This is a genomic window from Petrotoga sp. DB-2 (genome assembly GCF_054051725.1).
Window position 1 is genome coordinate 77405 of sequence record NZ_JBSVZD010000002.1, and the last position, 15047, is coordinate 92451.

Annotated in this window: 15 protein-coding genes; all 15 read right to left on the minus strand. The window is 36.1% G+C overall.

Going from position 1 to position 15047, the window contains the following annotated elements; all coding sequences use genetic code 11:
* Nucleotides 1-32: 32 nt before the first annotated feature.
* The 15 genes from ACW9JY_RS01420 to ACW9JY_RS01490 are packed head-to-tail and all read right to left on the minus strand — an operon-like array spanning nt 33 to nt 15031.
* Nucleotides 33-794 (minus strand): ABC transporter ATP-binding protein, encoded by a 762-nt coding sequence (locus ACW9JY_RS01420; protein WP_457283100.1) that lies wholly within the window; start codon nt 792-794, stop codon nt 33-35.
* Complete coding sequence (locus ACW9JY_RS01425) at nt 791-1834, minus strand: FecCD family ABC transporter permease (RefSeq protein WP_457283101.1); 1044 nt, start codon at nt 1832-1834, stop codon at nt 791-793. The genes ACW9JY_RS01420 and ACW9JY_RS01425 overlap by 4 nt, the downstream gene beginning before the upstream one ends.
* Nucleotides 1835-1866: 32 nt before the next feature.
* Nucleotides 1867-2871 (minus strand): ABC transporter substrate-binding protein, encoded by a 1005-nt coding sequence (locus ACW9JY_RS01430; protein ID WP_457283102.1) that lies wholly within the window; start codon nt 2869-2871, stop codon nt 1867-1869.
* Nucleotides 2868-3485 carry a nucleotidyltransferase family protein gene (locus tag ACW9JY_RS01435; RefSeq protein WP_457283103.1) on the minus strand — a complete coding sequence of 206 codons (618 nt, stop codon included), beginning with the start codon at nt 3483-3485 and terminating at the stop codon, nt 2868-2870. The genes ACW9JY_RS01430 and ACW9JY_RS01435 overlap by 4 nt, the downstream gene beginning before the upstream one ends.
* 28 nt (nt 3486-3513) lie before the next feature.
* The gene (locus tag ACW9JY_RS01440) at nt 3514-4836 is read right to left on the minus strand and encodes an NCS2 family permease (RefSeq protein ID WP_457283104.1); all 1323 of its coding nucleotides are present in this window, start codon (nt 4834-4836) and stop codon (nt 3514-3516) included.
* A 23-nt stretch (nt 4837-4859) separates the two neighbouring features.
* Nucleotides 4860-6572, minus strand: coding sequence for an adenine deaminase (gene ade / locus ACW9JY_RS01445; protein ID WP_457283105.1), 1713 nt, complete (start codon nt 6570-6572; stop codon nt 4860-4862).
* A gap of 16 nt (nt 6573-6588) precedes the next feature.
* Nucleotides 6589-7680 (minus strand): 4Fe-4S binding protein, encoded by a 1092-nt coding sequence (locus tag ACW9JY_RS01450; RefSeq protein WP_103078406.1) that lies wholly within the window; start codon nt 7678-7680, stop codon nt 6589-6591.
* Nucleotides 7681-7684: 4 nt separating this feature from the next.
* On the minus strand, nt 7685-8239 hold the full coding sequence (locus ACW9JY_RS01455; protein ID WP_457283106.1) for a nucleoside-triphosphatase: 555 nt from the start codon (nt 8237-8239) through the stop codon (nt 7685-7687).
* On the minus strand, nt 8229-9224 hold the full coding sequence (locus tag ACW9JY_RS01460) for a xanthine dehydrogenase family protein molybdopterin-binding subunit (RefSeq protein WP_457283107.1): 996 nt from the start codon (nt 9222-9224) through the stop codon (nt 8229-8231). Before ACW9JY_RS01460 ends, ACW9JY_RS01455 begins: the two co-directional genes overlap by 11 nt.
* A gap of 2 nt (nt 9225-9226) precedes the next feature.
* Nucleotides 9227-10507: a xanthine dehydrogenase family protein molybdopterin-binding subunit gene (locus ACW9JY_RS01465; protein WP_457283108.1), complete on the minus strand. Its 1281-nt coding sequence runs from the start codon at nt 10505-10507 to the stop codon at nt 9227-9229.
* Nucleotides 10485-10979 carry a (2Fe-2S)-binding protein gene (locus tag ACW9JY_RS01470; protein WP_457283109.1) on the minus strand — a complete coding sequence of 165 codons (495 nt, stop codon included), beginning with the start codon at nt 10977-10979 and terminating at the stop codon, nt 10485-10487. The genes ACW9JY_RS01465 and ACW9JY_RS01470 overlap by 23 nt, the downstream gene beginning before the upstream one ends.
* Nucleotides 10976-11893, minus strand: coding sequence for an FAD binding domain-containing protein (locus ACW9JY_RS01475; protein WP_457283110.1), 918 nt, complete (start codon nt 11891-11893; stop codon nt 10976-10978). Before ACW9JY_RS01475 ends, ACW9JY_RS01470 begins: the two co-directional genes overlap by 4 nt.
* Nucleotides 11835-13166 carry a putative aminohydrolase SsnA gene (ssnA, locus tag ACW9JY_RS01480; RefSeq protein WP_457283111.1) on the minus strand — a complete coding sequence of 444 codons (1332 nt, stop codon included), beginning with the start codon at nt 13164-13166 and terminating at the stop codon, nt 11835-11837. Before ssnA ends, ACW9JY_RS01475 begins: the two co-directional genes overlap by 59 nt.
* Before the next feature lie 18 nt (nt 13167-13184).
* Entirely contained in the window at nt 13185-14552 is a 1368-nt protein-coding gene (locus ACW9JY_RS01485; protein WP_457283112.1) for an 8-oxoguanine deaminase, read from the minus strand.
* A 5-nt stretch (nt 14553-14557) separates the two neighbouring features.
* Complete coding sequence (locus tag ACW9JY_RS01490; RefSeq protein WP_457283149.1) at nt 14558-15031, minus strand: (2Fe-2S)-binding protein; 474 nt, start codon at nt 15029-15031, stop codon at nt 14558-14560.
* Nucleotides 15032-15047 lie beyond the last annotated feature (16 nt).

The window sequence follows — 15047 nt, forward strand, 5'->3', positions numbered from 1 at the left end:
ACCTTCTAGGGGTATTAGTTCACAATATTTTGCTAGTTGATGTAAATTATACTTACATCTTCCACTTTATTCATCGAAACTGGTGCATCGTACAAGATTTGTAAATTTTGTGGGTTCATAACTTTGGTGTTTTCACCACTAAAAATTACTTCACCGTTTTTTACCATTATTATTCTATCACAGAATCTTAAAGCCAGATTAGGATCGTGAAGAGCTGTAATGACACCCTTCCCGTTTTCACTCAATTTTTTTAATTCTTTCATCAATAGATGTTGATTCTTAAAATCCAAATGGGACGTTGGTTCATCCATGATTAAGTAATCCGTATTTTGCATTAAGGCTCTTGCAATTAGCACCAATTGTTTTTCTCCGCCACTTAATTGATTGTAATTTTTTTCAGCAAGGTGTTGAATATTGAAAAATTCTAACTTTGTATATGCCGTCCTATAGTCTTTTTTTGTGGGCATCCTTCCAAAAGAAAGATAGGGAGTTATTCCCATAGCTACTATATCTATCACAAGGTATGAAAATATAGCAGAGTGTTCTTGAGGAACTACACTTATGAATTTTGCTATTTCTTTATAACTTAGATTTTTAATATTATGATTTTCTATATAGATTTCACCAGTTTTTGGTTTCATTGTGCCGTTTAAACATTTTAGTATAGTTGTTTTACCTGAACCATTAGGTCCTAAAAGGGCAATCAATTCTCCTTTGTTCAAATTAAAACTTATATTTTTAATGGTATCTCTAACTGTGTCGTATGAAAAGGATATATTCTTAATGGATATCATTGATTCCACCCACTTTCTCTTCTTCTTAATAAAAGATAGACAAAAAAAGGCGCGCCTATAAAGGCGGTAACGATACTTATAGGGATCTCTGCAGGTGTGATTGTTCTCGCGATGTTGTCCATAATAAGCAGAAGTACAGAGCCTAAAATGCACGTTGCAGGAAGCATGTACCTATGATTTGCACCTATTATGTACCTCGCAATGTGTGGAGTAATCAAACCAATCCAGCTTACCTGACCTGCAACAGCCACTGTAGGGGCAACCATAACGGTACTTACAATGATCAATAAAATTCTCATTCTTCGAACATTTATTCCCATGGATAATGCTTCTTCTTCTCCCATAGACATAACGTTCAAATACCATCTTAAAATAAGAAGAATTATTATCCCTGGAAGCATTGTAAATAATGAAATATATACTTCTCTCCAACCTGCCCTGTTGAAACTTCCCATTAACCAAAATACTATATTTGGTAATTTTTCGTAAGGATCTGCTAAGTATTGTACTAAAGAGACACATGCGTTGAAAAAAGAGGTTACCGCCATTCCTGCCAAAACAAGAACGGTAACCCCCTTCACTTTACTCCAAACGGAAATAAAAAACGTAAAAAGAACGGCAACTAACCCTAACAGAAAAGATAATAAGTAAGTATCAAATAACGATTCTTCGTTGATCAAAATAGCCAAAGCTACTCCAAATGCTGATCCGGCTGACACACCAAGGATAGAAGGAGAAGCCAATGGATTTCTAAAAACGCTTTGATATGTTGCACCAGTTATAGATAGAACAGAACCCACAAACATTACCAATATAATTCTCGGCAAACGAATGTGAAAGAAAACTAACCAATCGTTACTACTTTGTATATCGTTACGTAAGAGTAAGTTTTTTATCGTGTTAATAATTCCAACGAACGAGATTTTGTATCTTCCAACAAAAAGTGAAATAATAAATAACAATAACAGAATTAATAAAAGATAGAGAAGTGTTCTTTTTTGATGTTGACCTGGAGTCTGATTCTTATTGTGAATGTGCATATTAATATCTCCATATAAATAAGTTTAATGATTTAATTTCCAATTTTAGATAACAATTCCCTGTATGAAACTCCGTACAAAGTGTAATAAAATTCGTCAGCTACTTTATCAAAATCAACATCCGAAAAAAGTTCAGGATGTATTTTTGTTGCTAACCAAAGCATACCCAAATAAGATGATGGATTTGGATAATCCCATGGCTCTAGCACTGATGGGAAACGGTAAATTTGCTTGTTTTTAAAAGCCTTAACGTTTTGATATTTTTCTTCTTTATAAAGTTCCTCAATATAATCTTGAAATTTTTGGGATGTAACTATAAAATCAGGATTCCAAGCTATTAACTGTTCTGGAGATATTTTTATAAATCCAGCATCACTTTTTGCTGCTGGATTTATTCCACCAGCCCACTCTATCATATCCGTTTGCATCATATCTTTTCCCACTGTATCCAATAGTTGAGAATTAGCGAAATAGACAACTTTTTTCTGAGCCTGCGGCAAGTTTTTAGTCTTTTCCAACAATTTTAAAATATTATCAAACTGTTTATCTACAATTTTCGCTCTATCTTCTAATCCCAATACTTCTCCTAATAATCGGTTGGTTTCCCGTATTTCTTCTAAACTTTCAGGATTGATAATAATTGTAGAAATCCCTAACGTTTCTAATTTGGAAGCTGTGAATTCGGCTTGGTTATGTGGAAATAGTATTACTAAATCAGGATTTAAAGATGCCACTGTTTCAATATTTATCCCTTCTCTTTTTGAACCCACTTCTACTAACAGTTCTACTTCCGGATAAATTGAAGTAAATAATTTTTCTCTTGTTGATGTATTATCCACGCCAACAAGCATTCTTTGAGCATTTAATGCAAATACGAATTGAGTAGCAGGTTTGTAAGTTGTCACGATACGTTCTATTTTAGAAGGTATTGTTACCTCCCTTCCTGCCATATCAGTAACCGTTATTGTATTGGCAAATAATGCATATGCGAAAGTTAAAAGAAACAAAAGTAAAAAAAAGGATGAAAATCTCTTCACTCACTATCATCTCCCTTTTGTTTTTTTAGATATATATTGTAATCTTCAAAGGTATCAATATCTATGTTAATACCTTCATCATGGACTTCGTGCAGTGTTACTCTTTCAGGATATTTACTTAAAAGTGTTCTTAACCCTCCAGGTCCTGATAATTGATAAATATCTGGTATCTGACTTTTATGTACAATCAATGGATGGCCTCTTTTCCCGTGATAAGTAGGTGCCAAAACAATTGTTTTGTTTTTTATAGCAAAGCTAGCAAGTGTGTTGAAGGTTTCTATTTTGATTAAAGGCATGTCTCCAAGTGTGAAGAATATGTATTCAGAATTATTGGATAATGAGTTCAAACCACTCCACACACTTGTTAGCATGCCTTTTTGGAAATTGTTATTCTTTACTATTTTCAAACGGTGGTCTTCATACTTCGAAAAAAGTGGAATTATATTCTCAAAGTTACCTCCTAATACAACGATTATTTCATCGTCTATATATTGGCATTTCATAAGTTTGATGATAATGCTTTCTAAAACAGTTGTATTTTCCCAAGGTAAAATCTGTTTGGGAGTTCCCATTCTTAAGGATTCACCAGCTGCTAATACCACCGCTGATATCATTGTAAAACCCACTTCCTACCTAAATGATTTAGAGCCAAATAAAGTAAACAATAAATAAAGCACACAAAACGTATACTAACCAAGGTACTTCTTTACCTTTGCCAGTGAATAATTTAATTAAAGGATAGGTTATAAAGCCTAAAGCTATTCCGTTAGAAATGGAATAAGTTAAAGGCATTACTATCATTGCAACGAAAGCGGGAAAAACTTCTGTAAAATCTTCCCATTTTATGCTTCTTATATTTGATAACATCATTACCCCAACGATTATCAATGCTGGTGCTGTTGCTGCACCGGGTACTATCGCTATTATAGGTTGAAAAAATAAGGAAAGGAAGAATAAAATAGCAACAACGATACCTGTTAACCCTGTTCTTCCACCTTCAGAAACACCTGACGCAGATTCAACGTATGTTGTAACAGTACTGGTTCCGAAGAGTGCACCACCAGTAGTAGCAATAGCGTCAGCTAAGAGAGCTCTATCTGCTTTTGGTAAGGAACCGTCTTCTTTCAAATAACCTGCTTGCTGACTAACCCCTACTAACGTACCTGCTGTATCAAATAGATCTACAAATAAGAACGAAATCAAAACACCTATCATGCCGATATTAAATGCAGATTTGATATCGAGTTGGAACAAAACTTGAGACCAATCAGCCATTCTTGGCAATGCTACAACACCTTCGGGTATTGGTGTGACTCCGTTGAAAAACCCTAAGATTGTAGCAATTATGATTCCTAACAATAGGGCTCCTTTTACCCTTAATGCGTGTAAAATCCCGGTTATGATTAGGCCTAATAACGCTATTAAAGCCGTCCCAGAAAATAAATCCCCCATTCTTACCAATGTTGCAGGATCTGCTACTACTATGCCGGCGTTTTGCAAACCTATAAAAGCAATAAACAAACCAATTCCAGAACTTATCCCCGTTTTCAGACTCATGGGAATCGAATTAACGATCATTTGTCTTACGGGGGTAACACTAAGTACAATAAAGATGATACCCTCCAAAAAAACTATTCCTAGAGCGGTTTGCCAAGGGACCCCCATACCTATTACGACTGAATAGGCAAAGAAAGCGTTTAAACCCATTCCTGAAGCCAATGCAAATGGATAATTGGTCAGTAAGGCCATCATTACAGTACCTAAAATTGCTCCAGCTATAGTAGCTATAAAGACCCCGTTGAAAGGCATTCCTGCATCACTAAGTATAGAAGGGTTCACGAAGATGATATAAGCCATCGTCATAAACGTTGTGATACCAGCTAAGACCTCAGTTCTAACGTTTGTTCCGTTCTCTTTTAACTTGAAAGTCCTTTCTAAAAAACCTTCTTGCTGAGTGTTTGCCATAAGTTTAACCCCCTTTTAAAATATCAGTTTACAACCAATGGTACAAAAGTATTATTTTCAACATCGTATAAGCCATCACAAGTTATCTTTAATTTGGGAACCACTGGTAAACCCATAAATGCTAATGTCATGAAAGGGCTGTTAATTTTGACCCCTAAGTCATGGGCAATTTTTCTAAGTACTTGAAGCTTTTCGGAAACTTTTCCAATTGGGTCGGTAGAAACAAGTCCTCCGATGGGTAAGTTGATAAAATCAACAATATTTTTATTATTAACAATCACAATTCCACCCTGAATTTCAGCTATCTTGTCTATTGCCATCTTCATATCTCTTGAATTCGTACCTATTACAATAATGTTGTGAGAATCATGAGCTATGGAGCTCGCAATGGCACCAAACTCCAATCCAAAACCCCTTATCAAACCCAAACCAATCTTTCCAGTACTTTTGTGTCTTTCTACAACGGCAATTTTATTTATATTATACCTTATAAATCGTTCTTCTTCAAAACTATCTGGAAATGAGAAAAACTCCTCTTCAGTGATAATCTGGTCCTGAATCATGTTAATAACACGGTAAGTTTTCCCCTTAGGAATATTGAAATCCTCTTCTTTAATGGGAGCAATATTTACAGAATGAAAAATGGACGGAGGTTTTTCAAAGTTATTAAAATCAACTTGGAATAATACTTTTCCGTTTTCTGCTACTTTTTTTCCGTCTTTGTAAACTTGTAAAACGTTCAAATCATCTAAATTGTCGATTATCAGAAAATCAGCCTTATAACCTGGAGCAATACCTCCCAAACGGTGTAATCCTAAAGAACGTGCAGCATTTAGAGTGCCAAGTTTTATCGCTCTAATTGCTTCCATTCCGAGTTTTATAGCCTTTTTAATCATAAAATTAATATGGCCTTCTGAGAGAAGGTCTTCAGGGTGTTTGTCATCTGTGGCGAATAAAAAGTTACAGTTGTTTTTATCGTTAATTGCAGGTAACAAGCTCTGAAGATCCCTCGTAACTGAACCTTCCCTAACCATTATGTACATACCTTTTGAAACCTTTTCTAATGCCTCATCGGGGGATGTGGTTTCGTGATCAGCCATGATTCCAGCTAAAAGATATGCGTTTAAAAATTTGCCTTCTAATTTTGGTGCATGACCATCAATAAAATAGTTCTTCATCAGTTCTATCTTATCCCAAATATAATCTTTCCCAGTTAAAACTCCTTCATAATCCATAACCTCACCAAGACCAAAAAAACTTCCTTCTGCTATTAAATCTTTTATTTTTTCAGCGTTTAGTACCGATCCTGATTTATCGAAAGGAGTAACAGGCACACACGAGGGTATCATTAAATTAAAATTCCATGGTAAATTGTTCCCAATTGTCAAAAAGTATTTTATACCAATCTCCCCAGCTACATTTGCTATCTCATGTGGATCTGCAACAAGTGTCAACGTCCCCAAAGGGATGACCGTTTTAGCGAATTCTTCTATTGTGACCATGGCACTTTCTAAATGTAGGTGGGCGTCTATGAATCCCGGAGAAATGAATTTTCCTTCTAAGTCGATTTCTTCTTTACCCTCATAATTTCCAAAGCCTATGATTACACCATTGGAAGTAGCTAAATCTTCTTCTATAACTTGTTCGTTAAAAACGTCTATTATTTTTCCGTTTTTGAATACTAAATCTGCTTTTTCCTTTCCTAAAGCTATTGGTAAAAGATCTTTGTTTGACAATAGTATTACCCCCCCTCTATAAAGGCAAGGACAGAGCGTTGAAATTACATCTTGTTATACATAATCCACAACCAGCGCATTTATTTGTATCTATTCTCACACTGTGGAGATCTTTTACGAGGTGAATTGCATCATAAACACAACTTTTAACACACAAACCGCATTCTGTGCATTTTTCATCGTTTATATCTGGAACTATCAATTTATAATTTGGCTGAATAACGGTATTTTTTTGAGCGATTCCCCTAATTTCTTCTAGGGAGTTGAAACCATGAACGTCCAGATACTTTTCAATTTCGTTGGCAATTTTGCTATATATTTGAGGTCCATTTAAAATGGCAGCGGTACAGACTTGAACCGCTTGGGCTCCTGCCATTATCATCTTTATGGCTTCTTTACCTGTACTGACTCCACCTACTCCAACTACTGGAATATTAACCGATCTTACAGCCTCAAAAACTGCCCTCAATGCTAAGGGAAATATTGCTTGACCTGATAGCCATCCAAAACCATTCTCACTTCCCAACAAAGGTTTACCACTTTCTAAATCAATATCTAACGTCGGACCGAAAGAGTTTATTAAGACTAAACCATCTGCACCAGCCTTTTCAGCCTCTTTTGCAAACGTAGGAATATCTACTTGTGGACTAAGTTTTACCATAACGGGAAGGTCTGTACTTTCTTTTGCAGCTTTTATGCTGTTAATCATAGGTGTTGGATCATTACCAAGATAATGGGTAGAGAGTTCAAAGGCATCAGCGAATTGTTCTGCTTGTGGTATTACTTCCTTTATCTCTTCAGAGGTGTATCCAACCCCTATTATCACAGGTAAACCTGTTTCAACAACCTTGGGGTATTCTTTTTCAATCCATTGCTCTAAGGATAACTCAGACCAAAGTTCGGTATTGATAAAACCTCCTTTTACTTGTGCCATATTTGGCTTTGGAACTTTTGCAGCATTCACTGAGACCGTTTTAGTAACGATTGCTCCAGCTCCTCCTTCTTTGGCTTTGTGAGCACTCTCTCCATCTTTAATGGGAGGCCCAGCAGCGGGCATTACAGGGGTTTTCAACAACATTCCTAATAAGTCTACAGATATATCAGCCATAAATTCACTCCTTCATTGAAATTATTTGTTTTATCAAACTCAATACCTCTTTGTAAACTTCTTCGCGGTTTTCCAAGGTCACTCTAAATATTTGAACGTCTTTTCTATTCCTAATATCATCCAAAAATGCGTTAGATTCATCTTTTATTACACCTAAAACAGGTTTGTCACTATTCAAAACTTCTTTGACTTTCTTTTGAAACTGGTATGCAGTTAACTCGAATCTCCCTAATTCATCCATGATTACTACGTCAGCATGGTCGATGTTTGTAAGGAGTTGTACACCGATTTTGTCAAATACTTGAATATTTATCTCCCAATTTTTAGAGTAATCATTTCTGAATGCAAATCTGTTGAATTCATTTTTTCTAGGTTGATTATCTTTGCTAAGAGAAGATGCATCTATTAAATAAAATGAGTTCCAGTTATTTTTTTTACCTTCTCTAGCAACTGAAAAACCAGATATATTCAATGATAGTTGCTTGATTACTTTACTTATAATCGTTGATTTACCGACCCCCACAAAACCTGTAAGAAAAATATTCTTTTTAATCATCATCTTTTTCTTTTAAAGCTTTAAGAATTTTTTCCGGAGTGATGGGTAACTCATAAAATCTGACACCTATGGCATCGTAAATAGCGTTAGCAATAGCAGGAGAGGCTGCCATGATTGTTGGTTCTCCTACACCTTTCGCTCCAAATGGTCCAATAGCATCTTCATTTTCAATTAAAACTGAGTGAAAATTCGGAACATCCATAGAAGTTGGAACCAGGTAACCTGTCATATTTGGATTTAACGTGATTCCACTTTTTATTACTTGTTCTTCCATAAGGGCCATTCCTATTCCTTGCACTGTACCACCTTCGATCTGCCCTTCTACATTTTTTGGATTTATAGCCTTCCCACAGTCAAGGGCTGTGTACACATCTTTGACATCAACTTTTCCAGTGATTGTGTCTACTTCCACATCTACGATCTGAGTCATAAAGGTGTAAGCAACGTATACTTTATCAGCTTGGCCGGATATTAGGTCTGGAGAGTATGTTGGAGGAAAGAACGTTGACTCACCTTTCAAAATTTCTCCTTTTTCTTCCACCTTTCTTTTTAAATCCCAGTAAGTAAGAGATTTTTCAGGATTAGGATTGTAGATGATTTTTCCATCTTTCAAAGTTAATTCTGGATAATTACTGTTAAATTCTAAACTCGCATAGTGGTATATTTTTCCCTTTAAATTTTCACACGCCTGTTTTACTGCATTTCCTGTAAAGGTGGTTTGACGAGTTGCAGAGGTTGAGCCAGCATTCATAGTTTTATGGGTATCACCTTGAATAACTTTTATTTTTTCAACCTCAACAGATAGTACTTCTGCGGCAATTTGAGTGACAACCGTTAAAACTCCTTGTCCTACATCTGCGGCGGCGGTTACCACCAAAACCTTTTCATCATCGGTAAATTCAACCGTCGCATGGGAAAAATCGGGAAATCCTTCACCGTAACCATATCCAAACATTATCGTAGCCATACCTCTACCTTTTTTCTTCATTGTCAAACACCCTCTTTCTCACTGGAAAGCTTTAAAGCTTCTTCTATGGTTTCAACGACATTTACACTTTGTGTAAGTCTTTGACCATTTGGCGTAGTAGAACCAATTCGATAGGCGTTTTTAAGTCTGAGCTCTGCTGGATCCATATCTAACTTTTCAGCTAATATGTTCATTTGAGATTCATATGCAAAAGTCATCTGCATTGCTCCAAATCCTCTCATAGCACCAGCGTATGTATTGTTAGTGTAAACGGTATGAGCGATACCCATAACGTTAGGTACATTGTACGGACCTGTACAATGGTACATACCTTTATGTACAACAGCAGGACCACTAGATGCATATGCCCCAGTATCACCTACAACTTCAACTTCCCATGCTTTTAGGATTCCATCTTTGGTGGCTCCCGTTTTTGCCCTTATATATAGGGGATGTCTTTTAGACTGAGCGATCATAGATTCTTCTCTTGTGTAAGTTAATTTAACAGGGTGTTTTGTTATCATTGCAGCCAATGCTAAATGTATATGTACTGAAATATCCTCTTTTCTACCAAACGCTCCACCAATAACTGGTTGTATTATTCTGATTTTTTCTTTGGGTAGATTCAAAGATTGGGCTATATCTGCTTGTGTATCATGAAGCCATTGTGTAGCTGCCCAAATAGTTATTACACCAGTTTTTTCGTCGTAAACAGCTACGCCAGACTCCACTTGTAAAGGTAGTTGATCGATATGTTGTGTTTTGTATTCTCTTTCTATTATTACGTCAGATTCATCAAATCCCTTTTTAATATCTCCTTTGTTTAATTGATGAGTGACGAGTATGTTTCCATCTTCATGAATTTTTGGGGCGTCTTCTTCCATTGCCCTGAAAGGATCTGTAACTACCTCTAATTCTTTAACCTCTACCTCTATTAAATTAATTGCTTTGGAGGCAATTTCTTTACTCTTTGCAACGACTAATGCCAATGCATCTCCCATAAAACGGGTCTTCTCTCCTATCCCAACCAGAACGGGTTGATCTTTGATTATCAATCCAAACTTTTTCAAATGCGGATAATCTTTTGCAGTTATAACTTTAATTACTCCCGGTAGTGATTCTGCCTTGGAGGCATCTATCTTTTGAATGTAAGCATGTGGATGAGTTGCGCGTTTAACTTTCACACAGAGCATGTCTTCAAGGTATATATCATCGGGATAAATAGCTTTACCTGTCACCTTGTCTTTGGCGTCAACTTTGAAGACATTCTCTCCCACGTATTTATTTGATTTCAACTTTCTCACCTCGCTTATACTCAGCGATTTTAGTGACCGAGAGTCTAACAGCGTCTATTATTTTTTGGTACCCTGTACATCTACAGATATTCCCGGACAATCCCCTTTTTATTTCTTCTTCAGTTGGGTTAGGAATTTCATCGAGAAGTTTCTTAGTTGCTAATATGAATCCAGGCGTACAAAATCCACATTGTACTGCTCCTGCTTCAATGTAAGCTTCTTGAATAGGATGTAAAATCTCTTTATTGCTCAAACCTTCAATAGTAACTATATCTGCACCATCAGCTTCATATGCAAGTACCAAACAAGAGGCTACGATTTTATCGTTCATTATAACTGTACATGCACCACATTCCCCTTTTCCACAACCTTCTTTTGTACCTGTAAGATTCAGGTCGTCTCTAATTAAGTCTAACAATCGGGTAGTTGAATTTACATTGCATTCTCTTTCAATTCCATTTATGGTAAAGTTTATTTTCAACCTACCCTCACCATCCTTTCAATTTCATTTAAAGCGTCAACTGTTAGATTTTTTGCTACATCTATTCGGTATTCTTTGGTTCCTCTTATGTCGTCTATTGGTGAAATATTTTCAGAAACTACTTTCCCAATCTGAGAATAGTCTAATTCGTTTAACCTTTTGTCAACCATCAAAGGTTGAATTTGTGAGATTTCAACTGGAACGGGAGCCACAGAACCAAGACAACATTTCACTGTTTTTATGCGTTCCTCATCGTCGAAGGTCACAACAAGAGCCAACGTGATACTTGAAATTATTAAGGCATTTCTTTTTCCAACTTTGAACCATTTTCCATAGGTTTGTTTTTGGGGAATTGGAATGATAATTTTTTCGATGATTTCATTCTTTCTAAGTACGTTTTTTTTAGGTCCTAGAAAAAAGTCTTGTGCGGGTACTTCACGAGTTTCGTTTTGGGAAGTTAGTTTGAATACTGCATCATATGCCATTAAAGGAGGTAATAAATCCCCAGCAGGGGAAGAATTTGCAATATTTCCACCTATGGTGCCCATGTTTCTGATTTGAGGTGATCCAACATCCCATGCAGCTTGACTGATAAGTGGAAAATATCTTTGTATAATCTCAGATTTTTCTAATTCATCGTGGGTGAGTAAGGCACCAATTTCAACTCGATCATTGTTGATTTCGATTTTTTTCAGTTCATTGAGGTTTTTTAAGCTCAACCACCTTTCTATTTCATAAAGACGGTCAAAGTAATCTACCAAAACATCTGTACCACCTGCGATGATTTTGATGTTAGGGCTGTATCTTGAAAGTATTTCTGTAGCTTCTTTCAATGTTTTAGGAGCAAAGTATTGATCAGAATCTCTCCCAAAATCTTCTTGCTTGTTCCCGAGTTCTCCTGTGTATTCTTTCATAATCTAAAACCGTCACCTCCCGATTATCCATAATAATTTTGCCGTCTATAATAACCGTATCAACCATCCCACCGTTCATTCCGAAAAGGATGTGGGAATAAACGTTGTCTTTTTCAACGGGTGTTGGGGAGATATAATCCACTATTATTAAATCGGCTGGGAAATTCTCTTTTATCTTTCCTATTTTTAGGTTTAAAAGGTTAGAAGCAATTTGCACATTATTATTAAACGCCATGTTGTAAACTTCGCTCCATCCTGCCTGTGGATCACCTAATTGATGCTTTTGGAGTAAATTGGCAACTTTTATACTTTCGAACATGTCGTGCGTGTAGGCATCTGTTCCCAATCCGGTTAGGATTCCGTGATCAAAGAAATCTTTTATTGGAGCCGCTCCTACTGCGTTTCCCATGTTTGATTCTGGATTATGAACAACGTATGCACCACTTTCCTTCAAAATTGGAATCTCTTCCTTCTTTATATGAACGCCATGAACAGCTAAGGCTTGAGATCTTAATATTTTAAATTTCGATAATCTATCGACTACTCCTATGTAACCTCTTTTTACACTGTCTTGTAAATCTGCTATTCCTTCTGCTACATGGATATGAAAAGGAACGTTTAATTCGTCAGCTAACTCCGATGCCTTGTTTAAAGTTTTGTCTTCAAGGGTAAAAGAAGCGTGTAATCCAATCATTCCACCTAATTTATCGTTCTCAGAATCCTTAATCTTTCTAATAAACCTTTCATTTTCTTTTAGAGAGGCATCGCTTTTAGCCTGTCCATGTCTATCTGATACTTCATAACAAAGATTGGCTCTTATACCTGTTTCCATGACAGCTTGCGCGATGATATCCAAACTTCCATCTATATAATTAAAACTTGCATGATGGTCAAAAATCGTTGTTACTCCGTTTTTTATACACTCTAAGATTGCAAATAATGCACTGTAATAAATATCCTCTTCGTTTAAAGTGTTGTCCAATCGCCACCACAATTTTTCTAATATTTCTAAGAAGTTTTGTGGAGGGATGTCGGTTTTTAAATTCATTCCTCTGGCGAAAGTACTGTACAGGTGTGTGTGAGTGTTTATCAAACCAGGCATTAAAATTTTATCTTGAGCGTTTTTGAAAACAGCGTTTGGATATTTTTGAAGTAAATTTTCTGTTTCTCCTATTTCTTTTATTTTTTTACCTTCTATTAATACTGCACCATTTTCAATTATAGGAATTTCGTCATCAAAGGTGAAAATAGCAGCGTTACCTATTAACAACATGTTTTTCCCCTCCAAATTTCAGACTTCGACCATCCTTTTAGAAAGTTCATTAGCTTTGTCTATGATTTTTCTTTCATCGACTTTGACAAGCTCACCATCTTTTACAACTATTTCTCCATTGACAATTGTCATATCTACGATTTGAGAATCTCCAGTATTAATAAGCATGGATATAGGATCGTAAAGACCTCCTGTATAACCTAATCGATCCCAACGAATCAAGAACATATCTGCTGCCTTACCTTCCTCTAAACTTCCAATTTCTGGTTGGTTTATAACTTCACTTCCACCCTTTGTAGCCATACGCAGGACATCCTCAGCAGTGATAGCACTTATACTGTAGATTAGTCGACTCATCAAAAAAGCGGTTTTCATTTCTAAAATCATATTAGAAGAGTCGTTACTTGCACTTCCATCCACAGCTAAGCTAACTTTTACACCTTTTTTTAACATGTAGGGGATATTTGCAGCTCCAGAGGCAAGTTTTGAATTCGAAACGGGACAGTGAGCAACCCCTGTGTGAGTTAATGCCAATTTATCTATTTCTTCTTCATTGAAATGAACTCCATGGGCGAACCATACATCAGGACCTAACCAATCTAGACTCTCCATGTATTCTAATGGTCTCTTCCCAAAAGTCTCAATACAAAATTTTTCTTCATCTTTTGTTTCGGCTAAGTGTGTATGACTGCACACACTATACTCTCTTGCTAATTGAATAGATTGCTTAAGTAATGTTGAAGTTACAGAGAATGGGGAACAAGGGGCTAGAATGACTCTATGCATGGAAAATGAGGAAGGATCATGAAATTTTTCAATAATTCTTTGGGAATCTTTCAAGATTTCGTTTTCTGTTTGAACTACCGAGTCAGGAGGAAGGCCACCATCTTTTTCACTCAATGACATACTTCCTCTACTACCGTGTAATCTGATGCCGATTTCTCTTGCTGCATAAAATTCATTGTCAAGAAGATCTGGTGGCTGATTCTTTGGAAAAACATAAAATTGATCAACTGATGTCGTACAACCAGTTTTAAGTAGTTCTCCTGCTGCAACTAAAGTACTATAATAAACAACTTCTGGTGTCAATCTTGACCAAATTGGATACAAAAACTTTAACCAGTCGAATAATTCAACATTTTGTACCTGGGGAATGTTCCTAGTAAAAGTTTGATAGAAATGATGATGAGTATTAATCAATCCTGGATATACATAATATTTGGAACCATCTATAACTTCATCTATTTGTTCGTTTGATAAATCTATATTTTTGGCAATTTTATGTATCTTGTTTCCTTTAATTAAAATATCGTGATCTTTTAACTGATCTCTATTTGTATTCATCGTGGTAATAACTTTAGCATTTTTTATCAATATGTTCGACAAAGATATCACCCTTTCTTATCCTGTGTAACTGCTTCTATCGCTTCAACTATTTGCTGATATCCGGTACATCTACAGAGATTCCCTTCTATTGCGGTTTTTATTTCTTCCCTTGAGGGATTAGGATTTTTGTTCAACAAAGCTTTAGCAGACATCAGCATACCAGGGGTGCAAAAACCGCATTGAACAGCTTGATGATCAATAAAAGATTGTTGCAGCGGGTCTAATTTTCCATTAACTTCCAAACCCTCTGTGGTGAAAACTTCATAACCATTAACTTGAGCAGTTAACACTAAACATGAATGAACGGCCTCACCGTTTAAAATAACCGTACAAGCGCCACATTCTCCTACATCGCAGCCTTCTTTTACGCTAGTTAATTTTAACCGGTTACGTAAAGTATCAAGAAGCCGCTCTGTTGGTTCCACTTGTAATACTTCTTTTTTATTATTCACGTAGAGAGTTACTTCAATTTTTCCCATTTTTTGAATACCTCCA